This window comes from Actinoplanes sp. NPDC049681 (genome assembly GCF_044465265.1).
In the GTDB taxonomy this organism is placed as follows: domain Bacteria; phylum Actinomycetota; class Actinomycetes; order Mycobacteriales; family Micromonosporaceae; genus Actinoplanes.
Map to the genome: position 1 here is coordinate 43,864 of NZ_JBITLP010000005.1, position 15,830 is coordinate 59,693.

The following is a 15,830-nucleotide window of genomic DNA, read 5'->3' on the forward strand; positions in this document are numbered from 1 at the left end:
CTCGCGGCACTCGGACGTATTAGTCGCAGGGAAGTGACGTGGAGGGGGCTGGGGAATGAACCGATCGATCTGGGCGTGGGTGCGGCTGCTCGGCGGGGTGGGGATCCTCGCCGTGCTGCTCTGGCGCCTGGGGACCGGGGCGTTCCTCGACGGGCTGCGGGTGATCGACGCGGGCACGCTCGGCACCGCGTTCGCCATCGGCGTCGCCACCACGGTGCTCTGCGCCTGGCGCTGGTGCCTGGTGGCCCGCGGCCTCGGCCTGCGGCTCTCGCTGCGCAGCGCGGTCGCCGACTACTACAAGGCGCTGTTCATCAACGCGGCGCTGCCGGGCGGCGTGCTCGGCGACGTCGACCGGGCGGTGCAGCACGGCCGGGAGGAGGGCGACGTCGGCCGCAGCGTCCGGGCCGTCGTGCTCGAACGTACGGCCGGACAGATCGTGCTGCTGTCGGTGGGGACCACGGTGCTGCTGACCGTACCGTCGCCGGTGCTGACCCAGCTGCGCGCGCACGGCGCGGACGTCGCCGCCGCGGCCGCTACCCTCGCGGTGGCCGCGGTCGTGCTGGTCGTGGCCGTGGGCCGGCTGCGCAGCGGCGCGTCGCGATGGGCCCGCGCGGCCCGGACCGCGGTCGCCGAGATCCGATCCGGCCTGCTCGCCCGCCGCAACTGGCCGGGCATCGTGCTCGCCTCGACCGCCGTGCTGGCGGGCCACCTGGCGACGTTCGTGGTGGCGGCGCGGGCCGCCGGCTCCCACGCCTCGCTGCTGCGCCTCACCCCGTTGATGCTGCTGGCGCTGCTGGCGATGGCGCTGCCGCTGAACGTGGGCGGCTGGGGACCGCGCGAGGGCGTGACCGCGTGGGCGTTCGGTGCGGCCGGGCTCAGCGCGGCTCAGGGCCTCACCATCGCCGTGGTGTACGGGCTTTTCGCCTTCGTCGCCGCGCTGCCGGGCCTGGCCGTGATCCTCACCCGGGCGGTCGCCCGGCGCCGCGCGAAGCACGCCGCGCAGCCGCAGGTCACCGGTACCGGGCGCCCCGCGACGGTGGTCGCGGAGATCCTGCCGGTACGGGAGCTGGTCGGCAGCGGTGCCTGACGGTCATGCCGCCGTCCTCGGCGCGCACTATGTTGGGGCGGTGGAAGATCGGCCGTACGTGCTGCTGAGTTGCGGCATGTCCATCGACGGATACGTCGACAGCGCGGACGACGAGCGGCTGCTGCTCTCCAACGACGCGGACTTCGACCGCGTCGACGAGGTCCGGGCCGGCTGCGACGCGATCATGGTCGGCGCGGGTACGGTGCGCCAGGACAACCCGAGGCTGCTGGTGCGCGACGAGGCCCGGCGGCGCGCCCGCGTCGCCCGCGGGCTGCGGCCCGACCCGGTCAAGGTGACGGTGACCAGCAGCTGCGACCTCGACCCGCAGGCCCGGTTCTTCACCCTCGGCGAGTCCGAGAAGCTCGTCTACTGCGCCGGCCGGTCCGTGCCGTCGGCCCGGAGCAAGCTCGGCGGCCTGGCCACCGTGATCGACGCCGGCGACCCGGTGGACCTGGTACGGGTCACCAGCGACCTGGCCCGCCGCGGGATCGGGCGGCTGATGGTGGAGGGCGGCGGCACGGTACACACCCAGTTCCTGACCGCCGGCCTCGCCGACGAGCTGCAGCTGGTCGTCGCGCCGTTCTTCGTGGGCAACTCCAAGGCCCCCCGCTTCGTCGGCGACGGCGAGTTCCCGTGGGGCCCGCATCACCGCGCCGACCTCGTGGAGGTGCGCCAGATCGGCGACGTGGTGCTGCTGCGCTACGCGCTCTCCAGCCGATGCAGGATCCGGGAGGGGAATTGATGTCGGAAGCGTTCGGAGACCTTCCGCAGGCTTCGGTACGGACCCGCGTGACCGTCCCCCTGCGTTTCGCCGACGGGTACACGACGACCGCCCGCGTGCTGACCTTCGACGGCCTCGTGGACGGCCGCGAGCACATCGCGCTGGGCCTCGGCGACTGGGAGCGGGCGATCCGCGACGCTCCCCTGGTGCGCCCGCACAGCGAGTGCCTCACCGGCGACGTCTTCGGCAGCCAGCGCTGCGACTGCGGCCCCCAGCTGCGCGAGGCCGTCGAGCGCATCACCGTCAGCGGCGGCCTGCTGCTCTACCTGCGCCAGGAGGGCCGCGGCATCGGGCTGTACGCGAAGCTCGACGCGTACGCGCTGCAGGAGGCCGGGCTGGACACCTACGAGGCCAACGTGGCGCTGGGCCGCGGCGAGGACGAGCGGGACTACACCGCGGCGGCGCAGATGCTGCTGGCGCTCGGGGCCGACAAGATCCGGCTGCTGAGCAACAACCCGGACAAGGCCGCCCAGCTGCAGGCCTGCGGTGTCGAGGTCAAGGAGCGGATCCCGACCGGGGTGCACCTGTCCGCGGCCAACCTGCGCTACCTCGCGACCAAGGCCACCCACACGGCGCACACGCTCGACCTTCCGGGGCTGTGACCGTGCACCCGGCGGCTCCTTGACGGTGAATCCGGCCGCCACGGGATGCGTGGCGGGCGCCGGGGCACGATGATGGCACGGGGCCGACGGGAAGCGCGGGTGGGATGGGCGACGAGCGGGCCGGCGATCCGGAGGTGATCATCTCCGCCGCCGATCAGATGCCGTTCATCGTCATCGTGTGCGACGGCCCCGAGCTGCGGATCGCGTACGTGAACGCGGCGACCCGGCTGCTGCTCGGCGGCCGCGAGACGGTGGGCCTGCCGCTCGGCGAGGCGCTCGCGGACGTCAGCGGCCAGCAGTGGCTCGAGATGTACGCCGGCGTCTACGCCTCCGGCACCCCGGTCACCGGGGCCGAATGGCGGGCGACCCTGACCGGTCCGGACGGCTCGGTGCAGGAGATCTACGCGAATTTCACCATCTCCCCCTGGCGCCGCGAGGACGGCACGATCCGCGGCGTCATCGGCGCCGGCTTCGACGTGACGGAGTCCGTACGGGCCCGGCTCGCCGCCGAGAGCCGGACGGCGGAGCTGCAGGAACGCTACGAGCAGACCCGCGACGTGATCACCGCCCTGCAGCGCGAGCTGCTGCCCGGCGGGCTACCGGTGCTGCCCGGCGCCCAGATCTCGGCCAGCTACCTGCTGGCCGACAGCGACCGGGCGGCCGGCGGCGACTGGTTCGACGCCGTGGTACGCGCCGACGGCACGGTGGGGCTGGTGGTGGGCGACGTGGTCGGCCACGGTGTCACCGCCTCCGGCGTGATGGGGCAGCTGCGGGCGGTGCTGCGCGACCGGCTCGACGACGGCGCGGACATCGGCGAGGCGCTCGGGGCGGCCGACCGGTTCGCCCGCCGGCTGCCGGCTGCCCACGCCACCACGGTCTGCCTGGCACTGCTCGACCCGGCGGACGGCACGCTCACGTACTGCACGGCGGGGCATCCCGCGCCCCTGGTGGTGGCCGCGGACGGCGGCACCCGCTTCCTGGCCACGACCGGCGCCGCACCGCTCGGCACCGGCGGCGGCTTCCCCGTCCGCACCGGCCGGCTGGGCGTGGGCGATCTGCTGCTGCTCTACAGCGACGGCATCCTCGAGCGCCCCGGCGTCACCCCGGCGGACAGCGCCGCGGAACTGGCCCGCACCGCCGCCACGGCCGCGGCCGGGCGGGCATTGCACGACCCGGCGAGCACCGCGGCCGAGCGGGTCTGCGCCCAGACGGTGGAGCTGATGGTCCGCGCCACCGGGCACGGCGACGACATCACCCTGCTTGCCGCGCAGCGCGTGCCCGCCCCGCCCGAGCTCGACCTCGAGCTGCCCGCCGAGCTCTCCTCCCTGCGTACCTCCCGGGTGGCCCTGGCCGGCTGGCTCGCCACGGTGGGAGCGACCAGGGAGGACGCCTTCGTGCTCCAGCACGCGCTGGGCGAGCTCGTCACCAACGCGATCGAGCACGGCTACGAGGGCGTGCAGGGCAAGGACGTCGTACGCCTGGTCGTACGCCTCGCCCCGGACGGCCAGGTCGAGGCGGAGGTGACCGACCACGGGAGCTGGCGCGTACCGGCCCGGCAGTCCCTGCGCGGGCGGGGCCTGGCCCTGACCGCCCAGCTCGTCGGAAGCCTGCGGGTCGTGCCCGGGGAGACGGGAACCGCGGCGACGGTACGGCACCCGCTGCTGCGCCCGGCACAGTCACCCGGCCGCCCGGAACCGTCCCCGGCGGCGTCCGCGGACGCGACGCCCCTGCGCATCGACGAGGTGACCGGGACGGAGGTCCGGGTCAGCGGCACGATCGACGCCGCCTCCGCCGCGCAGTTGCGACAGGACCTGCTGCGCCGTACGCGCGGCGGGCACCTGCCGCTCAGCGTCGACCTCACCGGGGTGACCCACCTGGCCAGCGCCGGCGTCTCGGCCCTGCACCAGGTGGCGGAGCAGCACCGTGAGCAGGGCGGCGAGCTGGACCTGCACGCGGCCCGGGACAGCACGGCGCAGGCGGTGCTGGACATGGTGGCGCTGCCGCACCGGGTGGACGGGCACCGTGCGACGGACGCCACACCCCGATCCGACGCTTCGCGCAGCTGAGCCGGGGGCCCGGCGCCTATCGTCGGAGGATGACGACTGTCGACTTCTACTTCGATCCGGCGTGCCCGTTCGCCTGGATCACCTCCCGCTGGATCCTCGAGGTAAAGCAGCAGCGCGACCTGGACCTGCGCTGGCACGTGATGAGCCTCTACGTCCTCAACGAGAACCGGGACCTCCCGGAGTCGTACAGGGAGCTCATCGACCGTTCGCTGGGCACCGTACGGGTGGTCACCGCCGCCGCGCAGCAGCACGGCGACCAGATCCTCGGGCCGCTGTACACCGCGCTCGGCACCCGCATCCACAATCAGGGCAACAAGGACTTCGCGGCGGTCATCCCCGAGGCGCTCGCCGAGGTCGGCCTGCCGGCCGAGCTGGCCGCGGCGGCGCAGTCCGACGAGTACGACGCCGCCCTGCGCAAGAGCCATCACGAGGGCATGGACCCGGTCGGCGAGGACGTCGGCACGCCCACGATCCACATCGACGGCGTCGCGTTCTTCGGGCCGGTGCTCAGCAGCATCCCGCGCGGCGAGCAGGCGGCGCGCATCTTCGACGGTGCGGTGGCGCTGGCGGGCTACCCCGACTTCTTCGAGCTCAAGCGCACCCGTACGGGCGGCCTGAACTTCGACTGATCAGCTCTGGAAGTCCCAGGAACCGCACTGGTGCTCGGCGACGTAGCGTGCGTCGCCGATCTGGACGCTGTGCCCGCCCGCCCGCCCGCAGCGAGCGATAACCGATGGCCTTCAGTCCGTTTGTGGGTGGCGGCAGGGTGGTCGGACGGGCGATGCGGGGCCAGCCGGGGCTGCCGCGGAGCACGAACGCGCCCCAGTCGTGTTTCATCTCGCGCGCCAGCCGGCGCTCGGCGCGGTCGAAGGTGGGCGCGATCGCCGGTGCCGTTGTCGAACGACGGGGGTCAGGCCCCGGCCCGGTGCGGTGGTCGGATTCGTAGGCGTACGTGCGGGTCCAGCGGGCAAGGTCACGGGTGAGCCGGCGGTCGCTGCAGCCGCCGATGCCCGGGACCAGGCCGGAGTCGGTCATGATCGCGCCGATCAGGTACGCGGCGCTGAACCGGTCCGCGTCCGGCCGTGGTGGTGACCCACTGCTCGTACTGCTCGCGGGTCGCGCCGATGAACCCCTGCGCGAAGGTCCGGCCCTCGTCGCGGTTCGCGCCGATCACCACGGGTACGCGCGTGAAGTCCCCGGCGGCCACGGCGACGGCGGGATCGACCGCAGCGTCGGCGTGCCCCGGACCAGCGCGAACCCGCCGGCGGGCGCGTCGATCAGCCGGGCGACCGGAGTGGACCGCAGGCAGGCGACGTCGGCGCAGCGCACCGCCGCGGCCACAGCGGCACCCGCGGACGCGGCCTCCTGCTGCGTACGGCCGAGGCACGAGCCACTCTGGATCATCGCCTGCGTCAGCAGCCCCCGCGAGCCGGGCGCGACCGGGTGCCCGCCCACCGACCAGCCACCGGCCGACTCACCGCCGACCGTGACCCGCCGCGGGTCGCCGCCGAACGCCGCCACGTCGCGCTGCACCCACCGCAGGGCGGCCTGCTCTCGCCGCGCTCGGCGGTCAGGGCGGGCAGGCCCAGGAACCCCAGCACGCCGAGCCGGTAGTTGAAGGTCACCCCGACCACGCCCGTGGCGCGGACCATCACGGCCATGTCGGCCTGGTTCGAGCTGCCGTCGACCAGGCCGCCGCCGTGGATGAAGACGTACACCGGGCGACGGTCGCCCTTGCGGGAGGCCGGCCGGGCGCTGCACGTTGACGAACAGGCAGTCCTCAGCCTCGGTACGCGGCCCGGCACAGCGGGCGCCGTACGAGCCGGCGTCGGCGATGCCCGGCCAAGCCGTGGCCGTCACCGCCGGGCGCCCCACGGGCGGGGCGGCGTACCGGATGACCAGGAAGCTCTCCACTCCCCGGCCCGGACCCCCTGCACGATGCCCTTGTCGGTGCCGACCAGCGGTCCGCCGTGACCGTGCGCGGCGGCCCCGGCGGGCGCGGCCAGGACGGTGGCGAGGGCGGCGCCGACGAGCGCGGGAAGCAATCGCATGAGGATCAGCCGACGCCCGGGCCACGGGTTGTCCACAGGCCGCGGACCCGTCGCCGGCGCAGTCACTAAACTCGCGGGGTGACTTCCGCTCCCCCGCTCGCCGGTCCCGCCTACGACGTGCTCAGCCGGGTCTTCGGCTACGCGGACTTCCGGGGCGGGCAGCGCGAGATCATCGAGCACGTCATCGGCGGCGGCGACGCGCTCGTGCTCATGCCGACCGGCGGCGGCAAGTCGCTGTGTTACCAGATCCCGGCCCTGGTGCGCGACGGCACGGGGGTCGTGATCTCCCCGCTGATCGCGCTCATGCAGGACCAGGTCGACGCGCTGCGCACCCTCGGCGTGCGGGCCGGCTTCCTCAACTCGACCCAGGATCCCGGCGAGCGGCGGCTCACCGAGCAGCTGTTCCTCGCGGGCGAGCTCGACCTGCTCTACGTCGCTCCCGAGGGGCTCGGCGTGGCGGGCACCCAGCGGCTGCTCGACCGCGGCCGGATCTCGCTGTTCGCGATCGACGAGGCGCACTGCGTCTCGCAGTGGGGCCACGACTTCCGGCCCGACTACCTCAATCTGTCGATGCTGCACGAGCGCTGGCCCGACGTGCCGCGCATCGCCCTGACCGCGACGGCGACCAGCGCCACCCGGGAGGAGATCGCGGCGCGGCTCGACCTGACCGGCGCCCGGCACTTCACCGCCAGCTTCGACCGCCCCAACATCCAGTACCGCATCGTGCCCAAGAACGAGCCCCGCCGGCAGCTGCTCGACCTGCTGCGCACCGAGCATCCCGGCGACGCCGGCATCGTCTACTGCCTGTCCCGGGCCTCGGTGGACAAGACGGCCGAGTTCCTCACCCAGAACGGCGTCACCGCCCTGCCCTACCACGCCGGCCTCGACGCGGGCACCCGCGCCGCCAACCAGAGCCGGTTCCTGCGCGAGGACGGCCTCGTCATGGTGGCCACCATCGCGTTCGGCATGGGCATCGACAAGCCGGACGTGCGGTTCGTGGCCCACCTCGACCTGCCCAAGTCGGTCGAGGGCTACTACCAGGAGACCGGCCGCGCCGGGCGCGACGGGCTGCCGTCCACCGCCTGGCTGGCGTACGGGCTGCAGGACGTCGTCCAGCAACGCAAGATGATCGAGACCTCGGAGGGCGACTTCGCGCACCGCCGCAACCTCGCCGCCCACCTCGACGCGATGCTGGCTCTCTGCGAGACCGTCCAGTGCCGCCGCGCCCAGCTGCTCGCGTATTTCGGCCAGTCCGCCGACCCGCAGTGCGGCAACTGCGACACCTGCCTGACCCCGCCGGAGTCCTGGGACGGCACCGTCGCGGCCCAGAAGCTGCTGTCGACCGTGCTGCGCCTGCACCGCGAACGCGGCCAGAAGTTCGGCGCGGGCCAGTCGATCGACATCCTCCTCGGCAAGACCACCGAGAAGGTGCTCCAGTTCCGCCACCACGAGCTCTCGGTCTTCGGCATCGGCACCGACCTGCGCGAACAGGAATGGCGAGGCGTGGTCCGCCAGCTCCTGGCCCAGGGCCTGCTCGCGGTCGAGGGTGACTACGGCACCCTCGTCCTCACCGACGCCAGCAGCGCGGTCCTGCGTAAGGAACACCAGGTCATGATGCGCCGCGAGCCGGAACGCACCCGGGCGCCCAAGGCCCGGCGCTCCTCCTCCGCGGCGTCGGCACCGGCGGCGGACCTCGACCCGGCCGCCACCGAGCTCTTCGAGCGGCTGCGCTCGTGGCGGGCATCGGCGGCGCGCGAGGCCGGAGTCCCGGCGTACGTCATCTTCCACGACGCGACCCTCCGCCAGATCGCGGCGTTGCGGCCCGGATCGCTGGCCGAGCTGTCGACGGTCGGCGGGGTCGGCGAGAACAAACTGGCCAAGTACGGTCAGCAGGTCCTCGACACCCTCGCCTCCGGCTGACCCGCCGGTCCTTTCCCGGCCCGGGGCTGCCCATCCTCGAGGGTCGAGCCGTGTGGTCCGTCCAGCAGGCCGCACTCCACCAGCTGCGCGATGAGCTGCTGGACCGCGCCGGCGCACCGGCCGGCGTCCGCGGCGGTGAACCACGCCACCTCAGCGATCTCGCCGGTGGCTGTCGGGACTGCGGTGCTCGGGCCGGTGTAGCAGACGAGCCGGACGGTACCGGGCCGGCCGTACGCGGCGGAGACGATCTCCGTGAACAGCGTCAGCTCGTCCGGGCGCACCTCGATGCCGACCTCCTCCGCCACCTCTCGCGCCGTGGCCTCCGCCGGCGTTTCGCCGGGCTCCGGCACACCACCGGGCAGGAAGAAGGCGTCCCGGCCGTGCGGACGCACGACCAACAGCTGTCGCCCGCGGATGCAGGCCCACGTCGCCGCCGTCACTTGTGGAGACGAGGTCACGACGTCACTCCGTCTTGATGGCGATCACGAAGAGGCGGTCCGGCGTACGGCGGCCGACGCCACCGGTGATGTCGACGGTCTGCATGTCGTTTCGTCGCAGCACGGAGGACAGCTCGGCCCGCGACCACGGCCGCATCGTGAAGTCGTAGGTGGATTCGCGCTCGACCCGGCCGTCCACGACCAGGTCGTACCGCTCCTCCACCCGCAGCAGCCCGTCCTGCCACGTGGTACGGGTGATGAATCTCAGCTCCTCGTGCTCGCTCAGCGAAGCAACCACCCGGCGCGTCCCGCCGTGGGCCCGCAGCCGGGAGCCTTCCCCTTCCCGGACGTCCAGGAACAGCAGTCCCCCCGGCCGCAGGCAGGCGGCCAGCGACGCGATCGCCGATTCGCGTTCCTCGCCGGCGACCATGTCGTTGAGGACCCCGCGGCATGTCACCGCGTCGTACGACGGCCCGAGGTCCATCGCGCACAGGTCGACCAGCAACGTCCGCGCGCCCGGGCAGCGGGCACGGGCCCGCGACAGCAACTGCGGTGAGGCGTCGGCCATGTCGACCCGGTGGCCCTTGGCGGCGAGCGCCGCGGCGTGCCGGCCGGTGCCGCATCCGGCGTCCAGCACCGAGGCGCGGGGCCGGTCTGCTCGGATCAGTCGGTCGTGGACGGCGTCGACCCACGGCTCGACCGGATCGTCGATCAGGAGGTCGTAGGCGTCGGCGTGCAGGGCGTAGAAGGGACGCTCGGCACTGACTCGCGCGGACCGGGACGTCACCCGGCGATCATAAGGGGCGCGCGCACCACGTCCGGGGCGTCGAGCAGGCGGCACAACGCCGCGAAAGCGGGCGCCGGGTCCGGGGCGTCGGTCAGCGCGGGACCGGATCCGGTACGGACACCAGCGCCGGGTGCGCCGCCGCCAGCCGGGCGAGCACGCGCCCAGGTCGGGGGGTCAGCGGGGTGCCGTCCGGGCCGGTCCGCAGCAACGCGTCGAGGGCGAGGTCGGGCGGCCCCAGGCGTACCCATTCGAAGTCCAGGAGGGACACGCCGGCGGACGCACTCCAGGCGTACGCCCGCGGCATCGGGCACAGCCGCGACGGTAACAGCGGGTACGGGGAAATGCGGTGCCGCGCGGCCGCGGAAATGCCATGCTGCGCGCACTCCACACCGAGGAAAGGGCTACCGCCGCATGGATTTCGCCGCAGCACTCGAACAGCATCTGGCCACCATCAATGCCCGGGACGTCGAGGGGTTCCTGGCGACCGTGCACGACGACGTCACCGTCATCGCGCCGAACGGGCGGGTGCTGGCCGGGCGGGAGGAGGTCGGCGCGTTCCACCGGGACTGGTTCGGCGATCCGGACTGGAGCTGGAAGCTGGAGCCGCTACGGCGCACCGAAGCCGGGGACACCGCGGTCGCCACGTACGCCGTCACCTACGACGACCTGGACGCCGGCGGTCGTCCGTACACGATGACCTATGTGCTGACTTTGGTCTTCGCCCGGCTGGGCGGGGCGTGGCTGCTCCTGCACGACCAGAACACCCCTCGCTGAGGGCGGATTCATCAGCATCTGGCGCAAACGATGTTCCGCCCCTTTCGCCGGCGGCGAGGGCCTGACGGGAAAGGCAGCGACGCACGACACGTTGTCATTTTTCCGGCACTTTCCGTAATACGAGGTGCCTATCGTTGTCCTCCGGCTGTCCGAACAACGTCAGAGGGATCCGGAGGTGTCGCAGCTGATCGATGATGACGCCGAGACGCCGTACGAAGTCTTTGTCTTCACGGACGAGACCTACGAGAATCTCCTAGCCGCCCGGGTCAATCCCCTGTCGGTCATCGAGGTACTGCATGCTCACGGGGTGGTACGCCGTCATATCGGGCCCGCCATGCAGGTCGCCGGGCCCGATCGCAAGGGCACGTGGCTGGTGGTGGCACTGATCGAGGACAGCGATGACACGTACACGGTCGCCTCGGCCCGATATCTGGACGACGTGGAGATCGATGCGATCGCGCGGATCAAGGGAGACACCTCATGAGCAGGTTCGACGATGCCGCTGCCTCCGTCAACGACCGGGACTGGAACTCGGCGCAGCGTGACAACCGCCCCCGGGCGAGCGGGGTGGTGCACGCGGTGACGATGTCCTACGAGATGACGGAGCGGCTCGTCACGCTGGCGCAGCGGCGCGGCATCAGCCCTAACGACCAGATCCGGGAGATCGTCGAGGACTACCTGGACGACGGTGTCGACGAGCTGGTCAGCATCCGCCGCTCGGACCTGCACCGGGCGATCGACCTGGCCGTGAAGAACGCCACGTGAGGAGCGGCACCTGAGCGGAGAACCGTCGCACCCGAAGTGCCCCTGATTTACGCCCGTCCCGCAGAAAGCTCAAGCAAGGTGCCGGGCGGCCGATCAGTCAGGGCGTGAACCCCATGGTGCCGTTACCGCTGCCGGGCACACAGCTCGTGCACGTCGGCCGGCAGCCGATCTTCGACGTGACGGGCGACGTCGTCGCGTACGAGCTGTTGTTCCGGGGCAGCATGGACGCGGTCGAGGCCGGCCGCCGGGACACGTACGCGACCAGCCAGGTGATCGTCAACACGTTCACCGAGTTCGGCATCGACGAGGTCGTCGGGGACCGTACCTGCTTCATCAACATGACGCGGGAGTTCCTGACCGGGGTGCTGACCCTGCCGTTCGGCCCCGAGCACGTGGTGCTGGAGGTGCTGGAGTCGGTCGACGTGGACGACGAGGTGGTCGCCGGCGTCACCGCGCTCGCGGCGCAGGGGTATCGCATCGCGCTGGACGACTTCGTCTGGGGTTCCGGTCACGAGCGGCTGTTGCCGCTGGCCGACTTCGTGAAGCTGGACCTGCTCACGGCTGATCTCGCCCACCTGGACGAGGTCGTCACCGCGTGCCGCGCGTTCCCGGACATCAAGATCGTCGCAGAGGGCCTGGAGACCGGGGAGCAGCTGGCGCTGAGCAACCGGTACGGCTTCGAGCTGCGCCAGGGCTACGTGCTCAGCCGCCCGCAGGTGCTGACCGCGGCAAGCCTGACCCCGTCGAAGCTGCGCCGCCTGGAACTGATCGGCGCGCTGAGCGCCGCCGACGCCGACCTGGAGACGGTGCTCGCCATCATCGCCCGCGACCCCGCGCTCACCATGCGGGTGCTGCGGGCCAGCAACTCCGCGGCCGTCGGTGTCTATGCGCGCGTGTCCTCCGTACGCCAGGCCGTCGTGATGCTGGGCCTCGCCCACATCCGGCAGTGGGCGATGCTGATGGTCGTCGACGACGTCGCGGAGGCGACCGAGGAGCAGATGGCGGACGCGCTGACCCGCGCCCGGCTGTGCGAGAACGTCGCCGGCGCGTTCGGCACCAACTCCGACGCCGCGTTCATGGCGGGCCTGATCACGGCGGTGGCCCAGATGATCGGGCTGACCCCGGCGGCGATCGCCCACCAGCTGCCGCTGGACGCGGAGATCACGGCGGCGCTCGAGCGGGGGTCCGGCAGGCTGGGCCAGGTGCTGCGGGTCGTCAACGCGTACGAGCGGGGTGATCTGGGCGAGGTGGCCGCGGCGTACGCGGGCGACGATCTCTCGGGCACGGTCATGGCGGCGATGAAGTGGTCCCGGATGGCGGTAGCGGCGACGCAGAGCGCGGCCTGACGGCCCTTGCCCATCTCCTACCACGACTATAGGCTTTACCCATGGTGAAGCTCTCGGCAGCCACCCGTCTCGCCGGGCCCGTGGACGTCGCCACCTACGGCGAGTACCGCATCCCCGACACCCCCGGTCCCCTGCTGCGCTTCACCGGCCGCATCACCGCGGACGGCGAGTTCACGGCACGGCCGTTCCGCTACCACGTGTACGGCGGGTGGTTCTGTCCGTGGTCCCACCGCGTCGCCATCACCCGCGCCCTGGCCGGACTCGAGGACATCGTGACGATGTCGTTCGTCGACGGTGAGCGCGACGGACGCGGCTGGGCCTTCCGCGAGCAGTACGGCCCCGACCCGGTCAACGGCTTCACCCTGCTACGCGAGGTGTACGAGGCGACCGAGGAGAACTTCGACGGCCACGTCTGCGTGCCGGCGCTCTGGGACCGGGCCACGTCCCGCCTCGTCAGCAACGACAGCCGCGGCATCGGCATCGACCTGGCCACCCGCTTCGGGCACCTGGCGACGCCGGTGATCCACACGTACCCGCAGCGCCTGCGGGACGGCATCGAGCAGCTGGACGGCTGGCTGGGCCCTGCGGTGAACCACGGCGTCGGCGCGGCCGGGCGCCCCGGGCCCGCCCGCGACGCGCTGCTGGAGGCGTTCGAGCAGCTGGACGGCCGGTTGTCGCGCTCGCGCTACCTGCTCGGCGACGAGGTCACCGAGGCGGACATCCGGCTCTGGGTCACCCTCGTCCGCTACGACGTCGGCCCGAACGCCGGACGCACCATCAACCCGGGCCTGCACGTGTACCCGCACCTGTGGTCGTACGCCCGCGACCTCTACACGATCGCGGCCTTCCGCGACACGACCGACTTCGCGGCGTTCAGCCGGCCGGGCGCGGTGCTTCCGGACTGGTCCGCCCCCGCCGACCGCTGACCACCAGGCGGCGGACCACCGCGGTCAGCACCGGGACCCCGAACCAGAAGTCGTACGCGTACTGGGTGAAGAACGCGACGGGGATGGAGAGCAGGAACCCGAGCGCCAGGCTGCCCGTGCCGATGTACGCGTTCGCAAACATCGCCGGAGGCGTCTGCGGGCCGTACAGGTGATGCGTCTGCACCTGGCGGACCATGAGCATGAACAGTATTCCGGCGAGCGCCTGCACCGATGCGTACAGGATGAACCGGAACTGGAATGCGCCGTCGCCGCCGAGAACCTTGGTCGCGAACGGTGTGATGATCTGCATGAGCAGCCAGAGCAGGGTGAGCGGCGCGAGGCGGCCGCCGATCCGGTTGACGTGGCGGAACACCCGGTGGTGGCCGCTCCAGTGCGCGCCGATCACCACGAAGCTGATCAGGAATGCGATGTACTCGCCGCGTTCCCTGCTGATCTCGTGCAGCATCTCGCTGTTCGTCCCGCCGTGCGGCAGCGGCAGCGGCAGTTCGAGGGCGAGCAGGGTGATGGCGATGGCGATGACGGCGTCGCCGAAGAACGTCAGCCGTTCCGCGGCGACCGCGCTCGGGCCGGCCTCGGCGAGGTCCTCCAGCGGCAGGGTGGCGCGCTCGGGCGGTGCAAGATCCATGGCCGGGAAGCCTAGCGGTCAGCCGCGATGTGCGCGGACCTCGGCGAGCCTCGCGCCGAGGAACGCGCGTTCCACGTCGTTGGCGGTCAGGGTCACCGCCTCCTCGTACGCGACGAGCGCCTCGTCCCACCGTCGCAGGCGGCGCAGGAAGTCGGCGCGGGCGGCGCTGAGGTAGCCGTACGTGGCGAGGGCGGGCTCGCCGAGCAGCGGTTCCAGGGCCGCAAGACCGGCCTCAGGGCCGTCGCGCATGCCGAGGGCCACCGCCCGGTTCAGGTCCACGACGGGGTTGGGCCAGAGTCTCCTGAGGACCTCGTAGAGCCCGCAGATCTCGGTCCAGTCGGTGTCCTGCCAGGTGGGCGCCTCGGCGTGGACCGCGGCGATGGCGGCCTGCACGGCGTACCGGGCCGGCGGGCGCCCGGTGAGGGCCTCGGTGAGCAGGGCCGTACCCTCGGCGATCCGCCGGCGGTCCCAGCGGGTGCGGTCCTGGTCCTCGAGGAGCGCCAGGCCGCCGCCCGCGGCCGTCCGGGTCTCGCGCCGGGCGTCGGTGAGCAGCAGCAGGGCGAGCAGCCCGGCCACGTCGCCGTCCCCGGGCAGCAGGTCGTGCAGCATCCGGGCGAGCCGGATCGCGCTGTCGGCGAGGTCGTGGCGGGCCAGCCGGGCGCCGGCGGGCGCGGTGTGCCCGGTGGTGAAGACCAGGTGCACCACCTCGAGGACCGCGCCGACGCGCTGCGGCAGGTCCTCCGCCGCCGGCACCCGGTACGGGATCCGCGCCGCGGCGATCTTCTTCTTCGCCCGGGTGATCCGGGCGGCCATGGTGGGCTCGGGCACCAGGAACGCGCGGGCCACCTCGGCCGTCGACAGGCCGCACAGCAGCCGCAGGGTGAGCGCCACCTGCGCCTCGTGGGCCAGCGCCGGGTGGCAGCAGGTGAAGATCAGCCGCAGCCGGTCGTCCGGCACCGCCTGCGGCTCGCCCTCGTCCGGCCCCGGCTCGGCCTCGTCGATCACGAGCAGCGGCAGGGTCCGGCGCAGCACCGTCTCGCGGCGCAGCAGGTCGGTGGCCCGGTTGCGGGCGACGGTGGTGAGCCAGGCGCCGGGGCGGTCCGGGACGCCGTCGCGCTCCCACGCCTGCACGGCCCGGGCGTACGCGTCCTGGGCGCACTCCTCGGCGAGGTCCAGGTCGCGGGTGACGCGTACCGTCGCGGCGAGGACCCGGCCCCACTCGCGCCGGTACGCGTCGGCCAGCGCCGCGGCGACGCCGGTCAGTTCGGCTCCACCAGGGGACGGATCTCGATGCCGCCCCGGCCGGCGGTCGCTTCCCGCAGCCGGCTCGCCATGGCGATCGCGGCGTCGAGGTCGGGCGCGTCGACGACGTAGTAGCCGCCGAGCACCTCCTTGGTCTCGAGGAAGGGCCCGTCGGTCACGGCCGGCCGGCCGTCGGCGCCGGCGCGCAGGCTGGTCGCCGTGGCGGCGGGCTGCAGTTGCGCGCCGCCCAGGATCGCGGGCCCGGCCGACGCGGCGAACGCCACGTGGGCGGCGTGGCGGGCCTCGAGCTCCTGCGGCGGCACGGCGTCCCACGCCTGCTCGTCGCCGTAGATGAGGATCAGGTACCTGGCCATGTCGTGTCCGATCTCGTCGGGGCCCC

At 72.8% G+C, this 15,830-nt stretch carries 19 protein-coding genes and 1 pseudogene; 11 read left to right on the forward strand and 9 right to left on the reverse strand.

Features of this window, described 5'->3' with window-relative positions; genetic code table 11:
• The first annotated feature begins 55 nt into the window (after positions 1–55).
• The 5 genes from ACIBO8_RS18495 to ACIBO8_RS18515 all read left to right on the forward strand — a co-directional run bounded on the left by ACIBO8_RS18495 (position 56) and on the right by ACIBO8_RS18515 (position 5,165).
• Entirely contained in the window at positions 56–1,087 is a 1,032-nt protein-coding gene (locus ACIBO8_RS18495) for a lysylphosphatidylglycerol synthase transmembrane domain-containing protein (protein ID WP_396116453.1), read from the forward strand.
• A gap of 40 nt (positions 1,088–1,127) precedes the next feature.
• The gene (locus tag ACIBO8_RS18500; protein ID WP_396116454.1) at positions 1,128–1,829 is read left to right on the forward strand and encodes a RibD family protein; all 702 of its coding nucleotides are present in this window, start codon (positions 1,128–1,130) and stop codon (positions 1,827–1,829) included.
• Entirely contained in the window at positions 1,829–2,470 is a 642-nt protein-coding gene (gene ribA / locus ACIBO8_RS18505; RefSeq protein ID WP_396116455.1) for a GTP cyclohydrolase II, read from the forward strand. Before ACIBO8_RS18500 ends, ribA begins: the two co-directional genes overlap by 1 nt.
• Before the next feature lie 104 nt (positions 2,471–2,574).
• A complete protein-coding gene (locus ACIBO8_RS18510) occupies positions 2,575–4,536 on the forward strand; it encodes a SpoIIE family protein phosphatase (RefSeq protein ID WP_396116456.1) in 1,962 nt (653 codons plus the stop codon).
• A 29-nt stretch (positions 4,537–4,565) separates the two neighbouring features.
• Positions 4,566–5,165, forward strand: coding sequence for a DsbA family protein (locus tag ACIBO8_RS18515; protein ID WP_396116457.1), 600 nt, complete (start codon positions 4,566–4,568; stop codon positions 5,163–5,165).
• A gap of 541 nt (positions 5,166–5,706) precedes the next feature.
• On the opposite strand, the gene ACIBO8_RS18520 is transcribed toward ACIBO8_RS18515, so the two are convergent.
• The 3 genes and pseudogenes from ACIBO8_RS18520 to ACIBO8_RS18530 all read right to left on the reverse strand — a co-directional run bounded on the left by ACIBO8_RS18520 (position 5,707) and on the right by ACIBO8_RS18530 (position 6,587).
• Positions 5,707–6,069 (reverse strand): carboxylesterase family protein, encoded by a 363-nt coding sequence (locus ACIBO8_RS18520; RefSeq protein WP_396116458.1) that lies wholly within the window; start codon positions 6,067–6,069, stop codon positions 5,707–5,709.
• Positions 6,070–6,179: 110 nt separating this feature from the next.
• Positions 6,180–6,450 (reverse strand): annotated as a pseudogene (locus ACIBO8_RS18525) (carboxylesterase family protein); the annotation flags it as partial.
• Entirely contained in the window at positions 6,393–6,587 is a 195-nt protein-coding gene (locus ACIBO8_RS18530; RefSeq protein ID WP_396116459.1) for a hypothetical protein, read from the reverse strand. The pseudogene ACIBO8_RS18525 and the gene ACIBO8_RS18530, both read right to left, overlap by 58 nt.
• A 78-nt stretch (positions 6,588–6,665) precedes the next feature.
• Here ACIBO8_RS18530 and recQ point away from each other — a divergent pair, with 78 nt between their 5' ends.
• Positions 6,666–8,507, forward strand: a complete 1,842-nt coding sequence (gene recQ, locus ACIBO8_RS18535; protein ID WP_396116460.1) for a DNA helicase RecQ — start codon at positions 6,666–6,668, stop codon at positions 8,505–8,507.
• On the opposite strand, the gene ACIBO8_RS18540 is transcribed toward recQ, so the two are convergent.
• The 3 genes from ACIBO8_RS18540 to ACIBO8_RS18550 form a co-directional block, all read right to left on the reverse strand.
• Complete coding sequence (locus ACIBO8_RS18540) at positions 8,474–8,965, reverse strand: NUDIX domain-containing protein (protein WP_396116461.1); 492 nt, start codon at positions 8,963–8,965, stop codon at positions 8,474–8,476. The two genes, recQ and ACIBO8_RS18540, sit on opposite strands and share 34 nt — an antisense overlap.
• 4 nt (positions 8,966–8,969) lie before the next feature.
• On the reverse strand, positions 8,970–9,731 hold the full coding sequence (locus tag ACIBO8_RS18545; RefSeq protein WP_396116462.1) for a class I SAM-dependent methyltransferase: 762 nt from the start codon (positions 9,729–9,731) through the stop codon (positions 8,970–8,972).
• A 91-nt stretch (positions 9,732–9,822) separates the two neighbouring features.
• Complete coding sequence (locus ACIBO8_RS18550) at positions 9,823–10,035, reverse strand: hypothetical protein (RefSeq protein WP_396116463.1); 213 nt, start codon at positions 10,033–10,035, stop codon at positions 9,823–9,825.
• 107 nt (positions 10,036–10,142) lie between these two features.
• Between ACIBO8_RS18550 and ACIBO8_RS18555 the strand changes: the two genes are divergently transcribed.
• The 5 genes from ACIBO8_RS18555 to ACIBO8_RS18575 all read left to right on the forward strand — a co-directional run bounded on the left by ACIBO8_RS18555 (position 10,143) and on the right by ACIBO8_RS18575 (position 13,542).
• On the forward strand, positions 10,143–10,505 hold the full coding sequence (locus ACIBO8_RS18555) for a YybH family protein (protein ID WP_396116464.1): 363 nt from the start codon (positions 10,143–10,145) through the stop codon (positions 10,503–10,505).
• Between the two features lie 175 nt (positions 10,506–10,680).
• Positions 10,681–10,989: a hypothetical protein gene (locus ACIBO8_RS18560; protein WP_396116465.1), complete on the forward strand. Its 309-nt coding sequence runs from the start codon at positions 10,681–10,683 to the stop codon at positions 10,987–10,989.
• The gene (locus tag ACIBO8_RS18565; protein ID WP_396116466.1) at positions 10,986–11,270 is read left to right on the forward strand and encodes a hypothetical protein; all 285 of its coding nucleotides are present in this window, start codon (positions 10,986–10,988) and stop codon (positions 11,268–11,270) included. Before ACIBO8_RS18560 ends, ACIBO8_RS18565 begins: the two co-directional genes overlap by 4 nt.
• 113 nt (positions 11,271–11,383) lie before the next feature.
• Positions 11,384–12,616, forward strand: a complete 1,233-nt coding sequence (locus ACIBO8_RS18570) for an EAL and HDOD domain-containing protein (RefSeq protein ID WP_396116467.1) — start codon at positions 11,384–11,386, stop codon at positions 12,614–12,616.
• 41 nt (positions 12,617–12,657) lie between these two features.
• The gene (locus ACIBO8_RS18575; RefSeq protein ID WP_396116468.1) at positions 12,658–13,542 is read left to right on the forward strand and encodes a glutathione S-transferase C-terminal domain-containing protein; all 885 of its coding nucleotides are present in this window, start codon (positions 12,658–12,660) and stop codon (positions 13,540–13,542) included.
• Here the strand turns inward: ACIBO8_RS18575 and ACIBO8_RS18580 are convergent.
• Genes ACIBO8_RS18580 through ACIBO8_RS18590 form a run of 3 tightly spaced genes read right to left on the reverse strand, consistent with a single transcriptional unit; the run spans position 13,490 to position 15,804 of the window.
• A complete protein-coding gene (locus tag ACIBO8_RS18580; RefSeq protein ID WP_396116469.1) occupies positions 13,490–14,188 on the reverse strand; it encodes a TMEM175 family protein in 699 nt (232 codons plus the stop codon). The two genes, ACIBO8_RS18575 and ACIBO8_RS18580, sit on opposite strands and share 53 nt — an antisense overlap.
• Before the next feature lie 18 nt (positions 14,189–14,206).
• Entirely contained in the window at positions 14,207–15,451 is a 1,245-nt protein-coding gene (locus ACIBO8_RS18585) for an RNA polymerase sigma factor (protein WP_396117092.1), read from the reverse strand.
• Positions 15,448–15,804 carry a YciI family protein gene (locus ACIBO8_RS18590; protein ID WP_396116470.1) on the reverse strand — a complete coding sequence of 119 codons (357 nt, stop codon included), beginning with the start codon at positions 15,802–15,804 and terminating at the stop codon, positions 15,448–15,450. Before ACIBO8_RS18590 ends, ACIBO8_RS18585 begins: the two co-directional genes overlap by 4 nt.
• Between the last annotated feature and the right edge of the window lie 26 nt (positions 15,805–15,830).

Excerpts from the sequence above, each read along its gene's own strand:
- ACIBO8_RS18495 (WP_396116453.1), top strand. The coding sequence starts at position 56 with ATGAACCGATCGATCTGGGCGTGGGTGCGGCTGCTCGGCGGGGTGGGG.
- ACIBO8_RS18580 (WP_396116469.1), bottom strand. The coding sequence starts at position 14,188 with ATGGATCTTGCACCGCCCGAGCGCGCCACCCTGCCGCTGGAGGACCTC.
- ACIBO8_RS18565 (WP_396116466.1), top strand. The coding sequence starts at position 10,986 with ATGAGCAGGTTCGACGATGCCGCTGCCTCCGTCAACGACCGGGACTGG.
- ACIBO8_RS18515 (WP_396116457.1), top strand. The coding sequence starts at position 4,566 with ATGACGACTGTCGACTTCTACTTCGATCCGGCGTGCCCGTTCGCCTGG.
- ACIBO8_RS18530 (WP_396116459.1), bottom strand. The coding sequence starts at position 6,587 with ATGCGATTGCTTCCCGCGCTCGTCGGCGCCGCCCTCGCCACCGTCCTG.
- ACIBO8_RS18510 (WP_396116456.1), top strand. The coding sequence starts at position 2,575 with ATGGGCGACGAGCGGGCCGGCGATCCGGAGGTGATCATCTCCGCCGCC.
- ACIBO8_RS18555 (WP_396116464.1), top strand. The coding sequence starts at position 10,143 with ATGGATTTCGCCGCAGCACTCGAACAGCATCTGGCCACCATCAATGCC.
- ribA (WP_396116455.1), top strand. The coding sequence starts at position 1,829 with ATGTCGGAAGCGTTCGGAGACCTTCCGCAGGCTTCGGTACGGACCCGC.
- ACIBO8_RS18570 (WP_396116467.1), top strand. The coding sequence starts at position 11,384 with ATGGTGCCGTTACCGCTGCCGGGCACACAGCTCGTGCACGTCGGCCGG.
- ACIBO8_RS18550 (WP_396116463.1), bottom strand. The coding sequence starts at position 10,035 with ATGCCGCGGGCGTACGCCTGGAGTGCGTCCGCCGGCGTGTCCCTCCTG.
- ACIBO8_RS18590 (WP_396116470.1), bottom strand. The coding sequence starts at position 15,804 with ATGGCCAGGTACCTGATCCTCATCTACGGCGACGAGCAGGCGTGGGAC.
- ACIBO8_RS18575 (WP_396116468.1), top strand. The coding sequence starts at position 12,658 with ATGGTGAAGCTCTCGGCAGCCACCCGTCTCGCCGGGCCCGTGGACGTC.